20 protein-coding genes are annotated in these 24,361 nt (G+C 56.3%); 13 read left to right on the top strand and 7 right to left on the bottom strand.

Translation table 11 applies throughout. The features are described 5' to 3' along the window. Nucleotides 1–221: 221 nt before the first annotated feature. The gene (locus IU397_RS23930) at nucleotides 222–401 is read left to right on the top strand and encodes an FCD domain-containing protein (RefSeq protein ID WP_370541690.1); all 180 of its coding nucleotides are present in this window, start codon (nucleotides 222–224) and stop codon (nucleotides 399–401) included. Next, nucleotides 398–1,228 (top strand): GNAT family N-acetyltransferase, encoded by an 831-nt coding sequence (locus tag IU397_RS13815; protein ID WP_204414577.1) that lies wholly within the window; start codon nucleotides 398–400, stop codon nucleotides 1,226–1,228. The genes IU397_RS23930 and IU397_RS13815 overlap by 4 nt, the downstream gene beginning before the upstream one ends. A 516-nt stretch (nucleotides 1,229–1,744) precedes the next feature. On the opposite strand, the gene IU397_RS13810 is transcribed toward IU397_RS13815, so the two are convergent. From IU397_RS13810 to IU397_RS13800, 3 genes are all read right to left on the bottom strand, one after another. After that, the gene (locus IU397_RS13810; protein WP_204414575.1) at nucleotides 1,745–3,049 is read right to left on the bottom strand and encodes an HlyD family type I secretion periplasmic adaptor subunit; all 1,305 of its coding nucleotides are present in this window, start codon (nucleotides 3,047–3,049) and stop codon (nucleotides 1,745–1,747) included. Next, nucleotides 3,046–5,079, bottom strand: coding sequence for a peptidase domain-containing ABC transporter (locus IU397_RS13805; RefSeq protein WP_255569811.1), 2,034 nt, complete (start codon nucleotides 5,077–5,079; stop codon nucleotides 3,046–3,048). The genes IU397_RS13810 and IU397_RS13805 overlap by 4 nt, the downstream gene beginning before the upstream one ends. Before the next feature lie 86 nt (nucleotides 5,080–5,165). Then, the gene (locus IU397_RS13800; RefSeq protein ID WP_204414560.1) at nucleotides 5,166–6,827 is read right to left on the bottom strand and encodes an ABC transporter transmembrane domain-containing protein; all 1,662 of its coding nucleotides are present in this window, start codon (nucleotides 6,825–6,827) and stop codon (nucleotides 5,166–5,168) included. Between the two features lie 259 nt (nucleotides 6,828–7,086). Here IU397_RS13800 and IU397_RS13795 point away from each other — a divergent pair, with 259 nt between their 5' ends. The 11 genes from IU397_RS13795 to IU397_RS13745 all read left to right on the top strand — a co-directional run bounded on the left by IU397_RS13795 (nucleotide 7,087) and on the right by IU397_RS13745 (nucleotide 19,908). Next, on the top strand, nucleotides 7,087–10,662 hold the full coding sequence (locus IU397_RS13795) for a PA14 domain-containing protein (protein ID WP_204414558.1): 3,576 nt from the start codon (nucleotides 7,087–7,089) through the stop codon (nucleotides 10,660–10,662). Between the two features lie 158 nt (nucleotides 10,663–10,820). Next, nucleotides 10,821–12,269 carry a type IV pili methyl-accepting chemotaxis transducer N-terminal domain-containing protein gene (locus tag IU397_RS13790; protein ID WP_204414556.1) on the top strand — a complete coding sequence of 483 codons (1,449 nt, stop codon included), beginning with the start codon at nucleotides 10,821–10,823 and terminating at the stop codon, nucleotides 12,267–12,269. A 51-nt stretch (nucleotides 12,270–12,320) separates the two neighbouring features. Further along, complete coding sequence (locus tag IU397_RS23925) at nucleotides 12,321–12,644, top strand: hypothetical protein (protein WP_204414554.1); 324 nt, start codon at nucleotides 12,321–12,323, stop codon at nucleotides 12,642–12,644. Nucleotides 12,645–12,981: 337 nt separating this feature from the next. Beyond that, nucleotides 12,982–13,305, top strand: coding sequence for a hypothetical protein (locus IU397_RS13780; RefSeq protein WP_204414552.1), 324 nt, complete (start codon nucleotides 12,982–12,984; stop codon nucleotides 13,303–13,305). A 40-nt stretch (nucleotides 13,306–13,345) separates the two neighbouring features. Beyond that, a complete protein-coding gene (locus tag IU397_RS13775; RefSeq protein ID WP_204414550.1) occupies nucleotides 13,346–14,890 on the top strand; it encodes an ABC transporter substrate-binding protein in 1,545 nt (514 codons plus the stop codon). Nucleotides 14,891–14,932: 42 nt separating this feature from the next. Further along, entirely contained in the window at nucleotides 14,933–15,871 is a 939-nt protein-coding gene (locus IU397_RS13770) for an ABC transporter permease (protein WP_204414542.1), read from the top strand. Beyond that, nucleotides 15,864–16,724, top strand: a complete 861-nt coding sequence (locus IU397_RS13765; RefSeq protein WP_204414540.1) for an ABC transporter permease — start codon at nucleotides 15,864–15,866, stop codon at nucleotides 16,722–16,724. Before IU397_RS13770 ends, IU397_RS13765 begins: the two co-directional genes overlap by 8 nt. Beyond that, nucleotides 16,718–17,476, top strand: coding sequence for an ABC transporter ATP-binding protein (locus IU397_RS13760; RefSeq protein ID WP_204414538.1), 759 nt, complete (start codon nucleotides 16,718–16,720; stop codon nucleotides 17,474–17,476). The genes IU397_RS13765 and IU397_RS13760 overlap by 7 nt, the downstream gene beginning before the upstream one ends. A gap of 38 nt (nucleotides 17,477–17,514) precedes the next feature. Beyond that, nucleotides 17,515–18,213: a dipeptide/oligopeptide/nickel ABC transporter ATP-binding protein gene (locus IU397_RS13755; protein ID WP_204414537.1), complete on the top strand. Its 699-nt coding sequence runs from the start codon at nucleotides 17,515–17,517 to the stop codon at nucleotides 18,211–18,213. 499 nt (nucleotides 18,214–18,712) lie between these two features. Then, nucleotides 18,713–19,021 (top strand): hypothetical protein, encoded by a 309-nt coding sequence (locus IU397_RS13750; RefSeq protein WP_204414535.1) that lies wholly within the window; start codon nucleotides 18,713–18,715, stop codon nucleotides 19,019–19,021. A 77-nt stretch (nucleotides 19,022–19,098) separates the two neighbouring features. Then, nucleotides 19,099–19,908 (top strand): hypothetical protein, encoded by an 810-nt coding sequence (locus IU397_RS13745; protein WP_204414533.1) that lies wholly within the window; start codon nucleotides 19,099–19,101, stop codon nucleotides 19,906–19,908. A gap of 18 nt (nucleotides 19,909–19,926) precedes the next feature. Here IU397_RS13745 and IU397_RS13740 read toward each other — a convergent pair whose 3' ends face one another. The 4 genes from IU397_RS13740 to IU397_RS13725 all read right to left on the bottom strand — a co-directional run bounded on the left by IU397_RS13740 (nucleotide 19,927) and on the right by IU397_RS13725 (nucleotide 24,210). Beyond that, nucleotides 19,927–21,252, bottom strand: coding sequence for an HlyD family type I secretion periplasmic adaptor subunit (locus IU397_RS13740; protein ID WP_204414531.1), 1,326 nt, complete (start codon nucleotides 21,250–21,252; stop codon nucleotides 19,927–19,929). After that, on the bottom strand, nucleotides 21,249–22,913 hold the full coding sequence (locus IU397_RS13735; protein ID WP_204414529.1) for a peptidase domain-containing ABC transporter: 1,665 nt from the start codon (nucleotides 22,911–22,913) through the stop codon (nucleotides 21,249–21,251). Before IU397_RS13735 ends, IU397_RS13740 begins: the two co-directional genes overlap by 4 nt. Before the next feature lie 79 nt (nucleotides 22,914–22,992). Further along, nucleotides 22,993–23,847, bottom strand: coding sequence for a DUF2927 domain-containing protein (locus IU397_RS13730; RefSeq protein ID WP_204414527.1), 855 nt, complete (start codon nucleotides 23,845–23,847; stop codon nucleotides 22,993–22,995). Nucleotides 23,848–23,910: 63 nt separating this feature from the next. Next, on the bottom strand, nucleotides 23,911–24,210 hold the full coding sequence (locus tag IU397_RS13725) for a hypothetical protein (RefSeq protein WP_204414525.1): 300 nt from the start codon (nucleotides 24,208–24,210) through the stop codon (nucleotides 23,911–23,913). Nucleotides 24,211–24,361 lie beyond the last annotated feature (151 nt).

Genomic DNA, 24,361 nt, shown 5'->3' with positions numbered 1-24,361 from the left:
AAAGACGCTCGAAATGCGCCGCTTGCATCACCGCCAGCACGCCGCATAATCAAACCAACCAGATGAGCCAAACTCTCTCTTAGCTTGAGCCGCATTTGGTGCCAAAAAACCCGACGATGGACAGCCTTGGAAGAGCAGATCGAAGGCCTGCGCAGCCAGGAAGAGATGATTGAAGAGCTTGCGAGGGAAATCGCACGTGAGATGCCGAGGGATTTCTGGAAGTGATCTTGGAGCTGCACGAAAGTAATGCTCATCACGCCTTGGTCGACGCATTGCGCAAGGGTGATGGTGAAAACGCTGAGGAGTTGATGAAAGGGCATCTTGTGGATCTGCTGTCGCAACTGGATCTGCGAGAACGCCCCGTAGGATCGGGCTCACTGCGTGATGCTTTTGTAAAATGATCGGGTATCGACATGCGACATTGGCGGAACTTGCTCTGATCCTGGATTGGGCCGCTGCTGAGGGTTGGAACCCTGGCCTTGATGACGCCAACGCGTTTTATGCCGCCGATCGCGAAGGGTTCTTTGTCGCTGTTGATCAAGTGTACCATCCAGTGGCCGCCATTTCAGTTGTCAATCACAATGATGACTTTGCCTTTCTCGGCCTCTACATCGTGCGCCAAGAATACCGCGGCAAAGGCATCGGTCTGGCTCTTTGGTCCCACGCCATAGCCCATGCGGGCCCGAGCTGCGTTGGATTGGACGGCGTTGAGGCGCAACAACAAAACTACATCACGTCTGGCTTCACAAAGGTCGGTAGAACCACCCGGTATTCTGGTCAGGTCGAACAGGTAGATGATATCCATGTAAGCCCGGCAGATCCGCATGACATACCCAAGCTGATTGCACAGGAAACCACGGCATCTGGCACAGCGAAACATGCCTATCTGACTGCTTGGTTCACGCAAACCGATCACTGCGTCACCCTTGTTTGCAAAGAGGGCGAAGCAATCAAAGGATTTTGTACCATCCGCCGATGCCGTGACGGGGCAAAGATCGGCCCGTTGGTCGCAGACGGCACCGAAATCACGCATCGCCTGATCAAGCATGCAGCTACAGCCTTCGACAACTCCATCATAATCGATGTGCCCGAAACCTCAACATCCCTGATCGCGGTCTGCAAGAACCATGGACTGACTGCTGGTTTCAAAACGGCAAGAATGTATCGCGGCACCTGTAAGTTGCCGGGGCATGATATCTACGCCGTTGCCAGTTTAGAATTGGGTTGACCTGAGTGTCGGGCATTCCTGGGTATCGATGGTTGGCATAAGAAATTGTTTCGACAACGCGGTCGTCGAGAGCTTCTTCAAAACCATCAAAGCGAAATTGATGTGGCGCAGTTCATGTTAGACGCGCCGAGATTAGACTTGGCTATTTTCCAGTACATCAAGACGGCTGCATTCCACGCGGGTGGCACTCAGCATTGTGTTGTAAGCGCCCCCCTTGGCAGATTGCTTGCAATCGCTTTCCAAGCAAAGGTTGCCGTCCAACACAAAGTAGCCCAACCGAGCACTTGGGACGGCATCAAGCCGTGACGCTTCTACGCTTGGTCGGCCAAAACTGCTCTGATGATCTGCGGTTTTTACCACTGCGCCGTAAGCGGTGCGCCGAAGTTTCGTCCTGAAGGTTTCCACCGTCCGCTGCACATCCATTGTCCGCCCGATTTTGCGCCAGCAGGCAGTTGTACATCACTTTGGTTTGGTGCGATGGCAAGATGGATTTGATCCGGAGAGGCTTGGCAGCGCTCATCGCTCGGTAAACGCGGCGGATAACGCGCTCTGGATCGGGCCAGCGAAATATTCAAGGACCGTTCGCTGCTCCGATAAGAACTCGGCAGATACCTCCATGCCAGCACGCAAGGACTTGCGCACACCATTCGCTTCGACGTGGTCCTTTTCCAGCAGGATCACTATCTCATAGAACGGTTCGCCACGGTCGTTTAGTTCGGACGTTGGTGAGATCGCCTGGATGGTCCCGTCGACACGGCCGTAGCGTCGTACATCGAAAGTTGTCAGTCCGAGACGAACGGGTGTGGTGCTGTCGATGTGCCCGATATCCGACGGATCCAAACGGACTTTGGCGACGAGTTTATCATTTTCAGGAAGTATAGTGGCCACCGTACTGCCGGGCGATACAATCTCACCCCTGGCCGCAAATTTTACCGTCTGAATCGTTCCGTCTGCACTGGCGAGAATATTGGAACGGGCCATGCTCGCCTCATAAAGCTCAAGCTCGATCCGTAGACGATCCAATTCAACGCGCGCTCGGTAAAGTTCTTCTTGCATTTCCGTTTGTATGGCGAGGCGAGTGTCTTCGATGTCTGCAAGTGTTTCGGAATACCGGTTCTCGGCCTCGATTGCGCGGATATCGGCTTGCAAAGCGTCTGAGAGAGCCTGCTCAAGTATGTCAGTCTCCTTTTCAACCTGGGCCACAGTCGTCAAGCCACGATTGAACAGATCAAGAGCGCGCGCCTCTCTTGCGCCAATGCTCGCAATGCGTGCTTCGATCTTTTGGCTGACACGCCGCGCGGCCTTTAGGCTTGAGAGCGCGCGGGCCGTTCGCGCCTCTAACGTCCGGCGCTTGCGAAGATAAGCATCTATCTGGTTGAGCTGGTATTGCTGCGCACTCGACCAGGTTTGATGCTGATCAAGCTCAATCGGTGTCGCTCCATCTGCTGGAGTTTCCTCGCGGCGCAAAAAGGTGTTCATTACTTGCAGCCGTGCCTCGTCTTGCTCTTTTGCGGAGATCTGTTGACGGACACGGGTAATTTCGGCCTCTATATCGGGTTTTCTGATTACCGCTAATAGGTCGCCTTGCGCCACACGGTCGCCGGGCCGGACGAGGATCCGATCAACAACGCCTCCGTCGTAGTGGCCCACATTATGCAACCGACCCAGCGGCGTTATCTCGCCTGATGATCGTACGATTTCCGGAAGCACGGTATTGTGGGCCCAAAAGACTGCAAAGCTAACAAGACCACAGACGAGGAATATCAGCCATGCAAAGACCCGCGGGGGCTTACGCCCTACCAAGAAAACTGGATTGCTCATTGTAGGCGCCTTTCCTTCGGTCCTGCTCCCATCTGCATCATTTGATGCACCTTTCGACCAATGTTATCGCCCGCGTCATTGAGAGCGATCCGCCCCCGTTCAAGTAAAAGGATCTGGTCTGCCTGACTAAGATGATCCAAGTGATGGGAGACGACGACCACGGTCGCGATCTTAGACACCTCCTTCAGGTGGGCCCAGATCGTGGTTATCCGTCGCGAGGTCATGCCAGTGAACGGATCGTCGAGCATGTAGACTGAACTTGGCTTTGCCAGGCATCGGACAATTGACATCGTGCCGACGATGTTTGCCGACAAATTTGCCTTGGCGACCTTTGAAAGATCAGTGTCTAGGCCACGGTAAAAATGGCGCAAGTCTGTCTTGGCACCCAGAGCGTCGAACAATTCCAATAGGCGTGCATCGTCCACGACGGGATTGCCCAGGATCAGGTTTTCGCGCAGCGAGATGTTGAACATGAAGTCATCCTGGATATTCATGCTGATCGCATTGCGCAGGTCATCCACCATGATCTGCTTTGTATTGATGCCATTGATCGAAAATGATCCGCTCGCTGGGTGGTGCAGTTTGCATAGAGACTTCATCAGAGTTGACTTCCCGGCCCCGGATTTTCCGGCGAGAACGACAAGGCTTCTCGGTGCGATTTCGAAGCTGACACCGGCAAGGCTGGGCTCGCTCGCGGCTTCAAACTTTACGAAGGCCCCCTTGGCGGCGATCGCTCCATCCAGCGTCTTCAAACGCGATCTCGCGTTTCGGCGCATGAGCTCCGTGTCCATTTTCAGCACGTTTGTGATTTGTCGGCTGGATCCAATCAGGCTCTTGATGCGCAGAACGTTATTTCCCATCGTATTGACCGGGCCAAGGATGCGTCCTGCCAGAGTTGCGACTGCGACAAGGGCACCGAAGCTAAGTGCACCTTGCATGGCGAGCAGCGCTGCGAAGGCGATGGAAGCCAACGTGGCGAGCGCCACGAGAGTTTGTCCTAAATTTTGCGTTAGTGCCGTGAAGGTTTTGGAGCGCAGGTTGGCCTCCGCGGCCTGTTCGCTCAGCTTTTCCGACCGGTTCAGATAGACATCGGATAACCCAAAATGGCTGAGCGTACGGGCATGTTCTGCGATTTCGTATTGCAGAGCGGCAAGGTCATTCGTGGCAACTCCGGCTTGTGTCGAGAGCTCTTTCTGGCGCGGGTAAGACAAGATCGATGCCGTCAGAAGGAGTAAGATAGCCGCGACAAGCAAGGCTCCAATCGGTGGCGCAATCCAGAACACGACTGCCAGGAAGATCAAAACAAACGGAAAGTCCATCAGGTTGACGATGAGCGCCCCTGAAAAAACATCGCGCACACTTTCGAATTGCCGGATCCGCGCCATCTGGTTGTGGGTGGTCGAGCGCGTAATCTGAGCCAGGGGCAGCGATATCAGTTTGGTAAACAAGGCGAGACTGAGCCGTCGTTCAGCAGCAGTGCCGATTTTGGCCAGCACATCAGCGCGCATCGCCCTCAGGACGAAATCTGAGGTCAGCAAGACAGCCACAATGCCCCCGAAACTCAAGACCAAACCGGTTGTGTTTGAGGGGATGACAGTATCGTAAACAGTCATCACTAAGAGGGGGCCGGTGAGGGCCAGAAGATTGATGAAGAGCGATATGGCCAAAAGGGGGGCGATCGTTTCACCCAGATCTCGAATGGTTTCCCATAAAGAGGTCGGATAGGTCCGGTCACCAAATCCTGGATCAGGTTCGGCACGCAGGATCGATGCGCTGGATTTGTCCCGTTTCAGCTCAATCGCCTGGCCATTATAGGCCTCAATTCCGCGAAGGACCTCCCCCGCGATCTCTGTGATCAGCTTCGGCTTTCCGTCGTTTGGGAGGCAGATGCACGGAAGATCTTGCCGATTTATTGTCTGAAGCTCGGTCTGTCTTGCGACGGGCCGCACGCCCAGGTTTTCCAGCGAGTTCACGAAATCCCGCGCTTCAAAGATTGTTTTGCCGTAGGGTAGCGCTCGAAAGAGGCTCATATGATCGCCGGGCCAACCCGCGCTGCGGGCAATCACACCGACTAAGTCAGCCGCTGATCGGGGAGCGGTTTCGTTGAAGGTCCGCATCAGGCGGCCAATCCGTTCGAGGGTGCGTTGGTTGCCTCAGTCAGTCCGGTACGATCTGCAGACGATTTCGACAGTGTTGCCGTGTGCTGTCTGCGGGTCAGCCGGGGCGTGCTCAACTCTATCGTGTCCTGGGCAATGCTATCGAAAATTCCTGCGGAGTCGTAGGCTAGGATGCTGACATCGCCCGATAATTCGGCGAGCGCCGCGACCACGCGCGCCTGCATGGTTTGATCCAGAGAGGAACAGCAATCCGAGAGAAGCAAGATGGCGGGGTTCTGGGCGACCGCACGTGCCACGCTGATCATTTGCAGAAAACCCAGAGAGGAATCGTGCATACCTGTTTCCCTCATATGGGTGTCGAAGCCGTACGGCAGCGTGTTGACAAAATCGGTGATCCCAACAAGGTCCGCGGCGTCGTAGGCCCGTTTGATGTTGCCTGCATCAATGACACCGGCGATGTTTTCGATGATAGATGCGTTCAAGATTACCGGCGTGTGGGCAACATATACCAGACCGCCTGTGCCGCGGCAGTCCATCAGGTTCCGCGGATCGTCGCCATCAAGAGCGACCTGACCGTTTTCGGGTACTATTTCGCCAAGAAGTAATCCAATCGCTGCTTCTGGCGCAGCGCGACCGCTACTTTCCAGTTTCGTGAATCTGTTTGGAGGGATATGAAAGCTTTGCCCCCGCAGTGTGGCACGTCCTGTTTTGGTGGCACGTGTTGTGACCTCTTCGAAAACGATATTGCCCTCTAGTCTCGGGCTTTCTGACGTGTTGGAGTGGCGTATCACCGGAGTTGCCAGGCCCGAACGGGCCGCTTGCAGCGGTGCTTTGACGGATGCTCCCGATGCCCAATGGCGGATCAGTTGGAGAGACGGCTGCACCGCACGGGTGCTGAGCATAGTACAGGCTGCCAATTCCGCTGGACCAAGACGCCCATCAATGACCAGCAAGGCGCCCGCGAGAATTGTCGCAGAGGCGAAGCTGTAACCTGCGACTGTCGAGAAATTCTCAAACAGATTGGCAGCGCGGATCGCCGCCATGCCCGCCCTTGAAGATTTCTGCTGGTAACTTTGGTACTTGGCGCGCAGTCCCGTCTCCATCTGCGCAGCCTTCACGCCCGAGATGTTGCCGAGCACATCGCCCCAGAAGTCATATCTGGCATCGTCGGCCTCGACGCGATCTTCCAAGGCGTGGGTCTGGCGCTGTCGCATCGCCAGTGCCGCGACAGCCAATATACCCAACCCAGATACCGGCACCCAAACAAGTGGACCGGCAATGAGGGCGATACCTCCAATGGCCAGAAGCGCGAATGGTATTTCAATGGCATGCAAACGGCCGATGCCAGCAAAACTGTCCGCGACGACTGTGCCAGCCTGCATCTGAACCAAGCGTCTACGACGTGAAATCGAGCCCTCTTGGAGTGGATCGGCAAACAGCTGTCTTGCAACCAGTTCCTTACTCAAGTCGTGGGAAATCGCCGCGGCTTGTCTGCCAAGAAGACGTGACCGTGCTTCCCTGAGGATGAATTCAAGGACCGCAATTACCAACAAGCCGATCAGCATGATCGTTAGCGTCTCTGTCGCGCTGAATGGAATGACCCGACCAAAGATCTGCAACACCGCAAGCGGCACCGCCAGTCCCAATACGTTAAGGACCAATGTCGCGGCCCATACTGGAAACGGTGTCCAAGGCAGCGACAAGGATCGCGAATTAACAAGATTTCGTTCTGACATTCTAAGCACCCTACCTAGCAAGTAGGTGTCACAGTCAGTGTGGAGACCGGGTAAACGCCCAGATCAAAATGCTTCGTATTTGCGCGAATCTTTAAGGAAAGGACCAATCGCTGCCGCATTCCCGTCGCCAAACGGGCTCGGGTGACCTGCAGGTTCATTACGCAATTATGGGAGGGCAGATCATATGAGCAATCAAAATTCTAGCGACCAGATCGAAGAGACACACGACGACGATCAGGAACTTGGCGAAAGCTGGATCAGCGCGAGCGAGGACAGTAAACGGCAGGAGAGGCCAGATCTGAACGTGAGCGAGACGGAGTCCGGGGTAAAGTCGGAAACGAACTCTCAGTTGCATAGCGGCACTGTCGGGATTGGTGACAGCGATCGTGAGAAAGCAGATCAGGATGCGAACTACACCCCTTCGACCGAGGCTGAAGCCCGTTCGGACTTGAACAGCGATGATGCACCGAGCCCGCAGGGTGCAGAAGATCGACAGATTGAATATACTAGTCCTGAAATTGGTACTCCAGCGCCCTCGCGGCCGGGACAATCTCGGCCAGGGCATGAAAACACCCGCCCAGTTGAGACATCGTTCACGGCCCCATTAACTCCGCAATCCCAGACTGAAGAGCAAACAGACCGTGTTTCACAGCCGGTTGCCGCTGAGCCAGACCAAGGGCATTCGAGTGATGCTCGCATCTCGGAACCAGGCCGTTTGCAACCGGAGCGCGACGATGGGTCAACCCCCGTCTCGCAAAACTCGGGATCAGAAGCCGATGGCGAGACTGACACTGCGTCAACCTCGGATGCGACAGAAGAGCCGCAGGAGGAAGCAGAAGCGCCCGCGTCGACACCGCCCGAGCCGGCCGTGAAAGAACCGCCTCAACCCAAGCCTGAGACCGCCGCGAATACGCAAGGTGAAACAGCGTCGGCAGGGGACCAACAGGTCGAGGCGGCGACGGTCGGGGAGCAACAAGATGAGCCTGCGTCAGCGGACCAGCAACAGGCTCAGCACGCACCAGCAGATCAGACGGAGGCCGCGCCCGAGGAGAGCGACGAGGTTCAGCCTATAGCTGCCAATACGGACACGCCTCAATCAAACATGTCCGCAACATCTGAACAGGTGGCATCAGAGGGGCAGAACGATAATCCATCGAGCTCCCAGGCCAACGCAAGCCCACAGTCGGACGACGATGCGCCAGAGCTGTCGCAACCTGCTGAACCCACCCAAGCCGATACGAATGAGGCGCCGGATGGCCTGACGCTGGAAACTTCGACAACAAATCTGATCCGCAATGGCAGCTTTGAAAAGTTCGATGTGAATGATGGCCGTTGGAAACCTTTTGCCGAGGATTCATCGGGTGATTGGCAAGTCTCTGGCAGTGCCGAGGTCTGGGATGGACTGTTTGGCATCGACTCCTCGGAAGGCGAACAGCATGTCGAGCTTGACTCAGGGCGTGACGTTGATGCGCTAAGCCAAACGGTGGAGACCCGCCCGGGCCACGTTTATGATCTGAGCATGGATCTTCGGGAGCGTGTACAGAATGGCACGGATACCGTGGAAGTCTATTGGAATGGCCAGTTGGTCTCGGAACTGAACCCCGACAGCTCCGATTGGGAAACGTTCGAAATGAAGGTCGTGGGCACGGGATCGGATACGCTGGAGATCCGCGAGGCTGCCGATGAAAACGACACCTATGGCGCACTTCTTGACAACGTTTCTCTCGTCGAGGTGCCCGACACGATTGCCGAAGGCGTGGGCGGTGCTGTGGTTGGTGACGTAACGGTCAGCGATGCGGATGATACATTGCATGATTTCACCGTCTCTGATGATCGCTTTGAGATCGTGGATGGTGTGCTCAAGCTGAAGGATGATGTCACGCTCGATCAGGAACAGGGATCACAGTTGAACATCGAGGTGACGGCAACCGATGGTGCCGGCGAAAGTGCCACGGCAATGTTTGAAGTGACGGTGGCCGACCGTGATACGTTGCAGGGCCTGCCAACCGATGAAGCCAACACGGCCACTCAGCCAACCATGGACGAAGTTCCCGAACAGGCCGTGGTTGAAGGCAGTATCGAAGGCGTATTCGTCGCAAAATATTTCGACGTCGACGGGTCGATCCGCCAACTCAGTGATATCGACTGGAACGGCACCCCGACCCATCAAGAGGGCATTACCGAGATCGACTATAAAAACGGACATGATAGTTTCTGGGAAGGGGGCGCGCGCGATACATTCGGGGCGCAGATTGAAGGCCAAATCGATGTCTCTGAGGCAGGGACGTATTCCTTTACCCTCGCTGCGGATGATGGAGCGATGCTATTTATCGATGGCCGACCGGTAATCGACAATGACGGCGTTCATTCCTTTCGGCGCGAGACGGTGGAATTGGAACTTGAGCCAGGACCACATGCGATCGAGGTGATCTATTTCGAGAATTATGGACGGGCTGGCCTAAACCTGGAATGGGACGGGCCAGGGATCGATGGGCCGACCAACGTGGTTGCCAGCGATCCCGATGCTCTGACCGGTATCGATGGTTTGCCTGTTGCGGTCAGCGTCGATCTTCCGCTGGATGATGTGCCACAGGAGGTCACGATAGAGGGTATGCCTCCGGGCTTTGTGTTGACTGCGGGTGACGTCAGTGCGGAAACAACTGGCGCGCCGCTATCCCTTGACGGGTGGGATCTGTCGCAACTTCAGATCACGCCACCCCTCGGGTTTGAAGGACCCGTGGATGCGGAGATATCAGGCAATGACGGGTTCGGCACGACCGCAACGGCAACGCTGAATATCGAGGTTTCGGATGCCAGCCATGCCCATGGCGCACCGCTCATCGAAACGGGATTTCACGTTGAGTTTTTCGAAGAGGACAGCCGCCTCAGCCGGTTGGAGGATGTCGACTTCGATGCCACACCGGTTGCCGAAGGGCTGTTCGATCAAATCGACTTCAAGAACTCCCACGACAGTTTTTGGGAAGGTGGCGCAAAAAACCAGTTCGCAGCCAGAGTGACCGGAGAGATCTCGATCGAGGAAGGAGGCATTTACGACTTCCGTCTCGCCGCCGACGATGGAGCAAGATTGTTTATCAATGGAACCGAAGTTGTGGAGAACGACGGGTTACATGGATTTCGTAACCGCGATGGTGAGGTCGAGCTTGAGCCTGGCATTCATGATATAGAGATCCGTTATTTCGAAAATCATGGGCGCGCTGGCTTGAAGTTTGACTATCGAGGGCCGGATACGGAGGGCGGCTATGAGACCGTGCCGTCCCATGACATGCCCTCGACAGATCTGTCCGGTCTCGCGCATTTTGGCGTCAACGTTGATGGCTTGGATGCCGTGTCGCATGTCGTGCTGGACGGTCTTCCCGCGGGGAGTTGGGTGAGCGATGGAACCAACGCAACGCTCGTCACCGATGGCCCGCTGGATCTGACGGATTGGGATGTCGGGGTCATGGAGGTTACCCTGCCCGACGGAATGGCCGAAGATGTGACGGCCCGGATTGAAGCAACGGGGACGATCTTTAATGGGGCCGAGCTTACGCGGACGGCTGAATTCACCATCGAGGTGGAGTTGCCGGAAGGCGAGGCGGAAGCGGTGGACATGTCCTTATGGTCAGATCCGGACCATGGTGCGGGCCCTGATCAGGACCAGTCGATCGACGATCACTCCGCCATGGATGAACCACCGGAGCAGGTCGAGGAGGACCGTGACACCGGGCAACAGGACAATGCCTATGCGATGGAAGGTTGACGCGCACTTGTTCCAATAAAAAGGGACTGTGCTGCCGGTACAGATCTGGCAGATACCCACGCTGCGCCCCAAGACTGGTGTGGCGTGGCGTGGAGCGTGAAAGCTTATGTAAATGGTCTTCGGATAAAGCTTCAAGGTGACGAACCTTGGGGGCGGAGATGCCACGATTTGACTTGATAGATCCGCGTCGTTTGTGGGTCAGCTACATTCTGGCACTGACACTACTATTCTCGTTGATTACATTCTCGCATTTTGCGGGTATACTGTTTGGTGGTGATGTGGCCCGAGCAGCCAGCGATATCAATATAAGCGGGCGGCAGCGCATGCTCTCGCAGCGTATTCTTTATTTTGGGCAGAAACACACTGGCGCCGATTACAGGGATGCTAACGCGGAACAAGCTTTGCGGGAGGCGCATGCTTTGTTCCTGACATCTCATGATACCCTGGTGTCAGAGGTGGAAAGACCGCTCTCTCCCGCGTCACATGGCATCTATTTTGCCGACGACGGACCCCGGCTTGATGACATGTCACGACGGTTTATTGAAGATACCGGACATGTTCTTGATGGCCCGATTGCGGAACGATCAGACGCGTACAAGCGAATGGCAGAGATAGGTTCCGACGGTCTACTCTTCAATTTGAACACAGCAGTGACGACCTTTGAGGATGAAGCGAAGCGACTAGACAGGGTCGGTGACACATGGGGTTACATTGGCTATGGCCTAGCAATTTTCGCCTTGTTCCTAGAGGGTGTCTTCATCTTTCGCCCAGCTCACCGGACTATTGTGCAGGCGGTTGAAGATCTTGAAGAAAACAACGTTCAATTGAAACAGCAGGAAGCTGAGGCCTTTGCCGCGCTCGAAGACGCTGAAGATGCCTGGGCGGAAGCAGAGATGTCCCGCAAAACGTCTGACGAACTGGTGGGATACACTCGGACTGGCGTTCAGAAACTTCGTGACGAACTATCGGTTCCGATCGGTGCAACTGAACAATCGATCGTCAGCTTTGGCACTGGTGAGTTTACGCCGGAACAGCGCCAGAAACTCATCGACATCTCCCGCCTTAATGCCGTTGTTCGCGCGGCTTTGAATGGGTTTGCGACCCAGATCGAAAATGATTCCTTACCGCCGATGGAACAGGAATGCCCGTTTTGTCCTGTCGAACTGGCCAAGACTGCAGTAGTGGCTGTCCGCCATCTGACAGATCAAAGTGAGCAAACAATCGAAATTGATTACGATGACGACGGGGTTCGGAAAATCGCCGGGCCACCTGTGACGACACTGCGGCTGATGCTCGGGGTCATCGGGCAGGTCGCAAAAAGCAGCGGTATCAAACATGTCCGTGTTCGTTTGTGCACCGAACCCGGTGAAAAGGGGGTGGTCGTAGCGCTAGAGGTGATCGGAAGCCCTGCCACCGGGGAGCCACCGGTCGAGGTAGTAATTGATGAGCGGTCCTGCCTTTCCGAACTGCTTCAAGACGCCCTTGGCGCAACCATCGGTTTTGAGCAGCATGATGACGGCTCGGTCCAGGTTCGCACCATTTGGCAGGCAAAGACCGCAACGGTTCGGGCTGCCCGTAAACCAGGTCGCCTCCGCAGACCCGCCTGAGGACCCATGACGCTAGCAGCGACCGCTGCACGACAAAGCGCAAGGTAAAGAATGTTCGTCCGAACGTCTGGTATCGAACGACTACTTTTTACCTGCCAGATCTACACCTGCTTTGCTTGGCCTCCCCAACAGACCGGCCTTGGCGAGCGCTTCTCCCAAAAAATCATTTTCCAGCGTCAGCTGGCCAATCTTTGCGTACAACGATTTGGCATCAATCTCGGGCTCTTTAGACGCTTCCGGTTTGTCATCAAAGACATCCGTCACCCCATCGAGGAGCTGATCCTTCCACTGCTTGATCCGATTGGGAAGAACATCGAACTGCGTCGCAGGTTCGCCCGTGCTTCATGGAAAACCGTCCACTGGACGCTTTTCTGATCCTTCACACCCTTGTCGCCCTTCAAAGCCGCCAACGCGACTTTCGCCTTGAATGCAGGGCTGTGGTTCCGTCTCGGTCGTCTCGCCATCTTCACTCCGTCGTCCCGGCACGCTGCCGGATCACGAGCGCAGAACCCACATAACTCACCCGTTCACATTCGTCGAACCAACTCTGATTGAGGCGGCGCGCATTCTCGTTAGGGCGCAGATGATAGTGATAAGATCATGCTTGAGTTGCTGTGAATTTGATGGGCATAGTGTCGTGTCAATGTTTCATCGCAGGCCGGACATGATCCCGAAGACAGTCGGAAATTGGGCAGTTTCGATAGCGCTCATCATGTCGTTTTGTGTTGCCCTGGTGGCCCGCCCACCCGGAGCCATGGTCTTGGCTCAGGGGACGTCTATCACCTATGTCATATGTGCCGGGGATACGCTGCGCACGATCGTTGTGCCGACCGAAGATGGTGGGCGAGAGACTGTCACCAACTCGAATTGCGATTTTTTAGCGACCCAAGGTCTGGCAATTCTTGAGCGCCCCACGCGCGACGAACCACGTCTGCTTGGAATGATTGCGGTACGCTGGCCGGACCGAGCCCAGCTTGCCGATCTACGCCCCATGTACTGGTCTCACGACACGCGCGGACCACCGCGACTGAGCTGAATCCTCAGTCGTACATGAACAGCATTTTCAAGGACCAAGAATGTCAAAGCTTCCTATGGCAGCCTGTTTGGCGGTGGCCGCGCTCATATCCGTTCCGTTTGCGGCCTCCACGGCCTCTGCCCAAACCCAACTCACGGTTGCCGTCAAAGCAGACCGCTACAGCATTAAGCAGGACCGGTTTAGCTTCACCACTCGTCGACCGGCTGCGCAGATCGCGGAAACCGCGGTCAAACCGGATGAAAACTTCAACCCCAGCCCGTTGCTGTTCCAAGACTGGAGCTACGCTGATGGGCTTTACACGGTGACGCTGCGGGAGGGGGTAACCTTCTCAGAAGGCACGCCTTTCAATGCGGACACGGCAATCGCATCGCTTAAGCTTTATGACAATAACCGCTCTGATTTCCTGCAGCTTGATCAGGAAAGCTTTGAAAAGCTGAGCGACTATCAGATCTCGTTCCGTTCCGAGGTCGACTCGTCGATGGTAATCGAAAATATGACCCATCGTGGCACATCGCTTTTTCTGCCGACAGGCACTTTGGCCGAGAACCCGATTGGGACTGGCCCCTATTTATTGGAGAGCTACGAGCCAAAGCAACAGATCACCATGCGACGCAATCCAGATTATTGGGGAGAGGCGCCAAACGTCGAGACACTGACATTCCGTTTCATCAGTGATGATAATGCTCGTCTTCTGGCGCTGCAAAATGGCGAGGTTGATGTGATCGGTGAGGTCACACCGCAAATGATGCTGTCGATGCCGCAGGACGGGTCTGTGATCCTGCATCAAAGTCGACCGATCCGCTATGCAGCGCTGATGTTCAACATGCAGGGCAATGCGCCCTACGACATTGCCGCCAATGATCTGAATCTGCGCAAGGCCCTGGCCCATGCGATTGACCGCGAAACGTTGGCGCAGGTGCTCTATGGCGGATTTGGCCAACCGGCCAGGACCATCTTGCCGGGCTGGATGTTCGATTTGGGGGACGATCACGCAAAAGGTTTCACCTTTGACCAGGCAAAGGCCAACGCGTTGCTTGATGAAGCTGGCTGGACGATGGGCGCCAATGGCGTCCGTGAAAGGGACGGGCGTCCGTTGTCGCTGCGCATGGTGGCGGCCTATCCCAATGTATCGACCGTCAAGCCAATGCCCGAAATGCTGGATCAGATGTTTGCGGCCGTGGGCGTTGATATCGAGATTGTCGAAGTTGATGACAGTGGTGTCTACAACGACACCTATTTTGGACCGGGCGCGGCAGACATGTTTCTTGAATTTGCGTCGAACAATAACACCGATCCGACCTACCTGCTTTATAACGTGTTTACCACGATGAGTCCGTGGGGTTACGCCGTCACATCGCCTGGCGAAAACGTGGATGAGCTTGCCCAGGCATCTCGTGTCGCCGGAAGCCGGGAAGAGGTGATCGATCTGGTTCGAGAGGCTTACCGATCCATCGTTGATGATCACGTCTCCACGATTCCGATATTGACGGTTCCCAATTTCTCGCTCTCGCGGCCGGGTATCACGGTCACGATGTCGGAGTACGAGGATTGGATTGATTACGGCAATGTCAGCCTTGGCCAATAGGTTGCCATGCGGTGGGGAGCCCATGGCTCCCCGCTTAATCTGATGCTGCGTTTTCTTCTCATCCGTCTGGGTGCAACGCTGCCCACATTGTTTGGAATGTCCTTTGTGGCATTTGCTGTTGTGGCAATCGCTCCGGGGGATCCGGTTATGATGGAATTACGCGCCATGGGGGTGGTGCCAAAACCAGAGGATATCGCTGCAATCAAGGCTGAATACGGCCTCGATCAGCCGTTTTTGGTGCGATACATTCAGTGGCTGGGACGGGCGGTCCAGTTTGATTTCGGCATGTCCGTGGCCACCGGGCGGAGTGTGGCAACAGAGATCGGGTTGTATATGCCAGCTACGCTGATCCTGGCGTTTACGGGCCTGGTCGGTGCCATGGCAGTTTCTCTTGCTCTGGGGATTTTAGCTGTCACAGCGGGATCCGTGATGTCTCCGGGTATTCGGATTTTGACCATCCTTCTCGTCTCCGTGCCGCCATTCTGGCTTGCGCTTTTGCTGATCCACGCATTCATTTTGCAGCTTGGCTGGGCACGACTTGTTGGGGATGGCTCCGTCTCTGATCTGGTGCTTCCGGCATTGACACTCAGCCTCGGTGCGGGCGCGGCTTTGGGTCGGTTTGTCTATGAACGTGTGCAGGCGGAACGATGCGAGGATTACGTGCGCCTTGCCATCGCAAAGGGCCTGGGCCCGATGCGTATTCTATTTGGCCATATCGCCCCGCAAATCATCGGCCCCTTGGCGACGGCTTGGGCGAACACGTTTGGTGGGCTTCTTGGTGGGGCAGTGATCGTCGAAACGATATTTGGTTGGCCAGGTCTGGGGCAACTGATCCTTCAGGCCATCGGTCAACGGGATTTTCCACTGATTCAGGGCTATCTGGTTTTCATGGGGCTCATCTTTTTCAAGATGAGCCTGCTGGCAGATATCGTTGTGATTTTGTGCGATCCACAGCTGCGGCGCAAGTTGGGCGATGGCTGATCGCGCCATCCGCATTCCTGTCATCCGGCTGGGCATCACACCGGGACGCGTCGGCCTTGTCATTGGCCTTGGGTTGCTGATCATGTATGCGACCCTCTGGATCGGCACCGGCTTTTTTGATCTATCCTCGCCCGAAGAAATGGACCTGCTCGCCCGGCTTGCTCCGCCATCTGCCGCCCATCCCCTTGGCACCGATCATCTGGGGCGAGATGTTCTGTCGCGCCTTTTGGCGGCGATCCCAATTTCACTTGGTGCGGCCTTAGCTACTATGGCGGCGATCCTGGCAATCGCGCTGCCCTGGGGGCTGCTTGCCGGATTGACTGGCGGCCGGGTCGATATGGTGATGATGCGTGTGGCAGACATCGTTCTGGCCTTCCCGACCCTTGTTCTGGCCCTCGCCGTCATCGGGTTTCTTGGCGCCTCCTTGGAAGCGTCCATAATCGGGGTTGTGGTTGCCTGGTGGCCGTCGAATGCGCGGCTTGTGCGGGCCATGGTGCTTTCGGCGAAAGAGCGTGATTTCGTGCGCGCCGCCTATCTGGCAGGTGCGTCCCGCACACGGGTGGTGATCCGTCACATTCTGCCGCAGATCCTGCCGCCGCTTGCCGTTGTTGTTTCCCTTGAAACGGCATCGGTTCTGCTGGCCTTGTCTTCCCTCAGCTTTCTGGGAATTGGTGCGCAGCCGCCCACACCGGAATGGGGCGCGATGTTGAACGAGGCGCGCCCGTTTCTTGTCTCAGCCCCCCATATGCTGCTCGCGCCTGGCCTTGCCGTGATGCTCGCGGTTTTTGCCTTTAACCTGGTGGGGGAGGCGCTGCGGGATCTTCTTGACCAGCGGGAGCCTTTCATATGGTAGCCGCCCTGAACGTGCGTGGCCTGACCGTGGGCATTCCTGGCCAGTCGCCGCTTCTTAACGATGTGAGCTTTGATGTGGCAGCGGGCGAGCGTCTGGGGCTTGTCGGTGAAAGCGGCTCTGGCAAATCGCTGACAGCGGCTGCGATTTGCGGGTTGTTGCGTTCACCTATCGCCGTGCGAGCGGGCTCGATCTGTTTGGAAGGTACCGATCTGAGCGATCTTTCTGCCAAGGCGTGGCGCCAATTCCGCGGCTCTTCGGTCTTTCAAATCTTCCAAAGCCCCGGTACGGCGCTTACACCGAGGCGGCGCATCGGCCCGCAACTTGCGGAAATCGCTGGTGGTACGGGGTCCGATCGCGTGTCCGCAGCGTTGCGGGCTGTCCAACTCGATCCGCAGGTCGCTGGGCAATTTCCATATCAATTGTCGGGCGGCATGAAACAGCGGGTCCTGATCGCCATGGCCTTGATCCTGCGTCCGCGGATTCTAATCGCCGATGAGCCCACCACTGGTTTGGATGTCCTGACGGAACGCGAGACGTTGTTGGCGATTGACGCGGTGGCCCTGAAAACCGGGGCCGCCGTCTTGTTCATCAGCCATGACTTGCGCGCGGTGCGCGAAGTCGCCGACAGGGTTTTGGTTTTGCAGAATGGTCGCTTGGTCGAAGACTGTCATATTGATGGTTTGGCAGCGTCCCCGGCACCCGCAGCGCAACGCTTGGGCGAGGCGGCAATCGCCTTGCAGAAGCCATCCTAAAGATCTTGGGCCTTTGCAAAGGCTATGGTAAGCGGGATGTGCTTTCCAACATCAATCTGTCGGTTGAACCGGGCGAGGTTGTTGGGTTGATCGGGCGTTCCGGTGCAGGCAAATCGACGCTCGCGCGCTGCCTTGTCGGGTTGGAACGCCCCGACAAGGGAAAGATCTATCTGGATGGTCAATCCATTTTGCCCGGCAAGGGTGCAGCGCGGCGCCGGATGCAATACCTGTGGCAAGACCCGACCCAAGCTCTCAGCCCCTACCTGACGGCTGAGAATGCCGTGCTTGAAACACTCAATGGATTTGCGATTGGCGCGGCAGGTCAGCGGATTGGAAAGGCAACCTCCCTTCTTGAAAAGTTGAAAATACCAAGAGAGGCACAGACCCGTCGTCCGCATTCCCTATCCGGTGGCCAATGTCAGCGGGTGGCACTGGCGCGGGCACTTGCGGCTGAATCGGACGTGTTGATCCTGGATGAGCCGCTATCGTCACTGGATCTGACCACACAGATCAATACCGTGCGCCTGCTGCGCAGCATCCATGCCAGTACTGGGGTCACCATGCTGATTGTCAGTCACGATCTGGCCCCACTGCGGCATCTCGCTGATCGCATAGCGGTCTTGGACGGTGGCCGGATCGTCGAAGCTGTTGCGATGGCCCGGTTCGAACAGGATGCGAGCCATCCCCTCTCGCGTGCTTATGCGGATGTGATCCGGGGTCAGTGGACGAATTCATAGCTCAGATGGTGCTTTCGTAAGTCAGCGCCGTTGAACACTCCTACCTGCTAATCCGCGAAACTGCGCAGTTTCGGGCTTGAACGGTTGCTCAGCCTCGGCGCGTTACTGCCCGCGGTATCAACGTACCGGTTTTCCTGACTTGAGAGCCTCGACATCCGTAGGAATTGTCAACGTCAAGGCGGCGGTGACACATTGGTTGAAGTGCGAAGCGGGGTGGTATGAGCGACAAATGTGACGGTATGCGCGCCATTGCACCGCTCCAGGGGCTATTGTTCCAAGCTGGATATGCCGTCGCAACCGCCTCGGCGTTCCCCCCAAGTTCATCGCGACGTCGTCGGATCCAAGAGTTGCGGGGGTGCCATCCAAAGCCCTGCCCGTGAGTTGAGCGGAGAGAGGTTGCAGCTCTCCCCGCTCGATTGAGCCGCTGGGCAAGAAAGCCTGGCAAACACCCAACGGCCATTTACCACAAGGGCCCATTATGCGGAAGGAAGACACGAAAATGTCAGGAGATTTCAAAACCTGGTCTACGGATCTGAACAGCCCCGTCAGCTTTGGCGGCGGCGGTGGTGGCGGCAATAGCGATAGTGACAGAGCAATAGACCAGAAGATGAACAGCGACAATTCCACGACGGCCAACAGCGATGTCAGCGGTTGGAGCGAGATGGACACGCGGCTCCATGCTGTTGGCAATATCGGCTATCGCGGCAATAACTATGCCCAAAGTCTGGGTGGCTGCACAGGATGCCATCAAGGTGCTTACGATGCCATAGGCGGCTCAAACCCCACCTATGAGGGCCCAGACCGCTAGGGCCAACGCACCCAGACTGCTCCCGCAAGGCTGAGCTTTGCGGGAGCATCACTGTCCGCGTGCCAAACGGGATTGCCATGACATTCAAACTATTGGCACCGATTGCCCTGTTGCTTGGATCGATCTTCCTTCTGCTTGCTGGTTCACGGAAAGATCCGATAGCGGACGTAACTGTGATTTTGGAGAATTTTGGATCTCAGCAGATCTCCCGTCAGTGGTACGGGGGGGAAACGTTCTGCGCATTTGGCTCTGACGATAATACTACTGCCACGCTCAGCGAGTTTCTGGCTGTGCTCAATCAAGCTTACGACAGTGATTTCAAGTTAGTCACAGCCTCCGCTGCGCAATCCTGTCCCGATTACACGTCGATATACGTGATGATCAGTCCACCTGTCAGTGCCGGTGAATTGGCAGATATCCTAGAAGCGCAGGCAGGCAGCCGCCCCCCGATATCTGAGATGAACCTGACAGGGCTGCGAGGTTTCGCGCTGCAAATTCCCGGAAACAGGCGACGGGAATTCATTTATGTGGACAGCACGGTTCCCTCGGTCTCCAACAATTCGGACCCCGTGCGTTCAATTCTTTTGGAGGAAGTTGTCCATGCACTTACAACGCTGGGGGACTTCGACAGTGCCAAGATCCTCTCGGTCCTTGGCAAGAACCTGGATGTTGATCACTACGACGAGTGGTTTGAAAAGAACCCCAGCGGACTTTGTCTTGCTGACCTTTATTTACTTGAGATGATGATTGGGCAAACGGTTGGCGATCAGTTTACGACCCAGCCGCCATTGGCTTGGTTGGCAGATCAGGCTGGTGCGCTCGGAACACTGATCGAGGGGATCAAACCACAGTTGACGCCGTTCATGGATGCGCGCTGCGTAGGTTAACATCACCTCGGTAAACAATCATCGTTCACCCAATGCATCCTGAATGGTCCGGACGATAGGGGCAAAAAAGTAGCTGATGATCCGGCGCTTGTCGGTCGTGATGTCGATTGTCGCGGTCATCCCGGGGCGCAAGGGGTAGCGGTCAGTCCCGGCAGTCAGATGGGTCTGGTCGGGTGCGATCCGCGCGATGTAGCCCCATTGCCCCTCCGACAATTCGATTGAATCCGCCGCGATATCGGAAACCTCGCCTTTTACAAACCCGAAGCGTTCAGACGGGAACGCATCCAGACGAATGTTGGCGGGCTGCCCGATATCCATGAAACCGATATCCTGGTTTGAAAAGGTTGCCTCGATCTCGACCCGCGTTTCGGTGGGAACGACCCGCAAAAGCTCGGCGCTGGCATCCGCGATGCCGCCCACGGTGAAAACCGAAAGTTGGTCAACAATGCCCGATACCGGCGCCTTCAATGTTGCGGCGGCAACGCGGCGGGTGGCGGCGCGATCCTCCTCGGTTAGTGTCGCCAGGCGGGCATCGATCTCCGCCTTGCGGTCTAGTATCGTCCGGCGTAGATCGGCAACAATCCGGCGTCGCTCGCTGTCAAGGGCCGCTCGTTCGCTCATCTTCTGGTCCAGTTCGCGCAAGTATACGTCGCGCTCCCGCTCAAGCTCGGTAAAGGCTTGCTGAACATCAAGAAACGATGCGCGACTGGCCGTACCTTGTTGTAACAATTGCTCTGCATTTCGCAGCCGTTCCCGTTGGAATTCAAGGGCTGCGGCGACCCGGGCGATATTGGCATTCGTGACTTTTTCGGATTGCAGATTGGCTGTTTCCCGCGCTTGGGTCTGGCCCATGGACGCTAGAAGGTCGTTGATTTCGGCAACCAGCAGGGTCCGTTGTTCGATCGCGAAAGGATGGCCGCTCAACTCGTCCGGGATGGTGTAATCCGCCAATGCCCCTTCCGCAAAACTGGGCGCCAGCGGATCGCCCATGAGGGCGCGCACCATGGTATCCAGGCGCGCCATTTCGATGCGTAGGCGATCTTGTTCTGCCTTAATCGTCCCAAGCTCTGTCAGCGCCTCGGTCTGATCAAGCTCAATCAATATCTGATCTTGAGCGACCGACATGCCATTATGCGCATGGATGGCGGTGATCCGGCCCGCGAATTCCGGTTGCACGACTTGCACGCGACCGACCGGGACGATGCGACCCTGTCCGCGGGCCACGACTTCCACCTGGAACAGGAATGACATCACCAGGATCGCTATGAATACGGCGATGGAAAAGACGACTGTCGCATGCAGAGTTGGAGAGGTAATCTTCATCGGTTCGATCACATCGCTCATAGCAATGTCTCAAAGTTCACAACTTGATCGGGGTTGCTGAAAATACTGGGGTTGTGGGTGATGATGATCAGCGTTGCCTCAGCCTTTAGCTGGTCCAGTTCCGCCGCCATGTGCTTTTGCGCGGTGATGTCCAAGGCGCTGGTCGGTTCATCCAGAACAATCACATCCGGCCGATGAACAAGGGACCGGGCTGTGGCGACCCGCTGACGCTGACCGCCCGACAGCGCGGAGCCGCGTTCGCCCACAGGTGTATCGAGGCCGAGTGGCAGTTGATGCAAAAGCGCATCCGCCGCGGTGATCCGCAAGGCCCGCTCCAGCATTGCATCCGATGCATCAAGGTCGCGCAGTGTCAGATTTTCACGCAAGGTTCCGGAAAACAGATATGGTTCCTGCGGCACATAGGCGATCCGTGTGCGAACATCCCTCGGTTCGTATTGAGAGATATCCTCCCCGCCAAGCAGAACTTCACCTGATGTGGGGACATCAATCCCGGATGCGAGGCGGCCAAATGTCGATTTCCCGATCCCTGACGGACCCACGACCAGCGTCAGCGTATTGGGCTCCGCGACGAAATCGAACTGCCGCAGAATGGGTTGGGTGGGGACATATGCGAAATCAACTTTCCTAAACTCCAAACTTCCCGTTAATTTCACCGGAAGTTTGGGCAGCGCGTTGAACGGCTCCATCGGCGTGTTGACCACATCGCCAAGGCGCTGCCGGGAGACCCGAATGTTTTGCCAGCTTTCCCAAAGGCCGGAGAACCGCTCGATCGGCCCGGTGACCTTGGCCGCCAGCAGATGAAAGGCGATTAACTCCCCCAGCGTCATCTCGCCAGCAAAGACCAGTTGCGCACCAAAATAGATGATGCTGATGGTGATGGTCTGCTCCAGAATGAACAAAAGCTTGTCATTCCAGATATTGAGAAGACCAACGCGATAGCCAGCATTCAGGTTGGCGTGAAGCGTCCCATCAAGCCGTTCCAGCATCTGGGTTTCGGCACTCAACGCCTTCACCGAGGCGATGCCGGAGATGTTTTCGACCATCTGGGTCTGGTGGGCGGCACCTGCATCGAATTGAACGCGCAAACGACGACGCAGGAAGGGCCCAAAGCCCAGGTAAACGAGGATCTGCAACGGCAATGCCGCCAGGATGATAAAGGTCAGCGGCACTGAAAGGGTCAAGAGAACCGCGATGTAGACAAAGACGAACAGCAGGTCGAGGAAAACACCCGTCGTGGTCCCCACGAGGAAGGCGCGGATTGTATCTGTTTCGCTGATCCGGGCCATGGTTTCGCCGACCGACCATTTGCGGAAGTGGCTGAACGGCAGCTTGAAGAGGTGTTCAAAGATCCGCCCGCCCAATTCCCGCGTGACCCGGTTGGCCGTGAGCATGCCAAGCAATTCAGACAGGACTGAGAATCCAAGCTGAAACAGGCTGACAGCCGCGAAGATGGCGACGACGACAAACAGGGAAGCTTCCCGTTGGAAAGGCAATATGCGATCGATGATCACTTGAAAGATAAAGGGCTCAACGAGGCCGATCAGGCGCAGGCAAATGGCCAGACAGACCATTTCGATGTAGAGTGGGGTGAATTTCCAAAGGGTCTTTCCGAACCAAGAAAGCGGGATTTCACCTGCATTCTCGTCACGCGTGTCAGCCATCACCTGCAACGGAGTGCCGGGGTGCTTTGGCCCCCGCGCGTCTGGGGGATCCGTGGCATAGGGGCGAAATTTGCCGGGTTCATTGGGGTGACCAGGTCATGAAAATCTCGGTCGCGAGGTCGATTGCCTCCTGTAAAGGCATGCCGTTCTTGAATTCGTCCCGTCCGAGCACCGTGAGAATGGCGATGTCGGCCTCGCTTAATGATATGCGTTGTGCGGCCCCATTGATGAGTTCAATCTCGAACAGCGTTTCGAAATTGCTTCCCAGTTCAAGCGAGCCGGGCGCGTCAAGCGGCACATCCTGGATCAGACCGATGACATGGCCCAACTCTTCGATCAAACAGGCATGTAGTGCTGGGTCATCGTTCAGATGCGCCTCGGCATCTATCAGGATAACTGCCCGGTGATGCCCATTCCTGTTGCCATGCTGATCCGATAAAAAGAAGGTCGTGCACCGCCCTGGGCGTTGCTCGATCTGTGCAGCGGCCTGGATGATACTGGCCGCTACGGGTCCATTTGTTTCGAAAAATTCAAGTGCTGCACGTAGCGCATCTGGTTGAGAGGTTTTAGGTCCGACTGGAACGACAATTACATCTGCATCGGTTTCCGTCGGTTCGAGATAGTCGATTTGGCGATTGGTCAGCGCAAAGATCTCGGCAATTGCTGTTTTGCTGACTGATCGAACTTGCTCAAGCGCCTGCTCGCTCAAATAGTCAAGGTCGATCACTGTTACGCGTGGGGCTTGATCCCACTTTCGCAATGTCGTTCCCTTTTCATCCGATGGTTCAAGGTCGGTGGGAAACGGCAGGATGAAGTGCAGTGCAAACTGCAGTGCAAGTTTGTTGGAGCTGTACCCTTCGGGCAGCGTTTCGGCAGAGGCGGCCGATGCACTGAGGGCCCCGGCCATCAAGGTCGCATAAATATGTCGCAGCATCGTACTTCTCCCAAGTGCCTACCTCCCACCTGACGGGAGACAGGCCGTTTTCATATCTTGCTCTTAGCGTTCGACGTAGTCGCCCCAGTCCATTTCCGAGGGCACGCGGTCAAGACCAATGGACCCACCGATTGAGGGGCCCTGACGGTCAACCTCCGCACCGATTTCGCCACCGGTGACGCGGAAGCCCATGCCGCCGATGACGACATCTGCATCCGGGTTGCGAACCGTCGAGGGGCGCGATTGCGGACGGGGCGACGTGGTCGGTGCGCCGCCATCGCTATCGCTGTCACTGTCGCCGCCACCGCCAAAACTCACGGGGCCCAACAGATCGGTCAATGATTGTGTGTAAGCATAAGACACGTTTTGTTTTCCTTACGTCTGCGGATTGGACCTGTTATCCTCTCCGCTGTTGGTGTTTGCCGGGTTCACTTACACCCGGCATCTCAATTGGGCGGAAGGTTCTAGACCAACCTTCCGCTCGCCTTCGCCGAACATCATGCGCAGCGAAACG

It is taken from the genome of Actibacterium sp. 188UL27-1, from assembly GCF_016901225.1.
GTDB lineage: Bacteria > Pseudomonadota > Alphaproteobacteria > Rhodobacterales > Rhodobacteraceae > 188UL27-1.
Note: the sequence above shows the minus strand (reverse complement) of the source record. Positions and strands in the feature narration are given on the sequence as shown.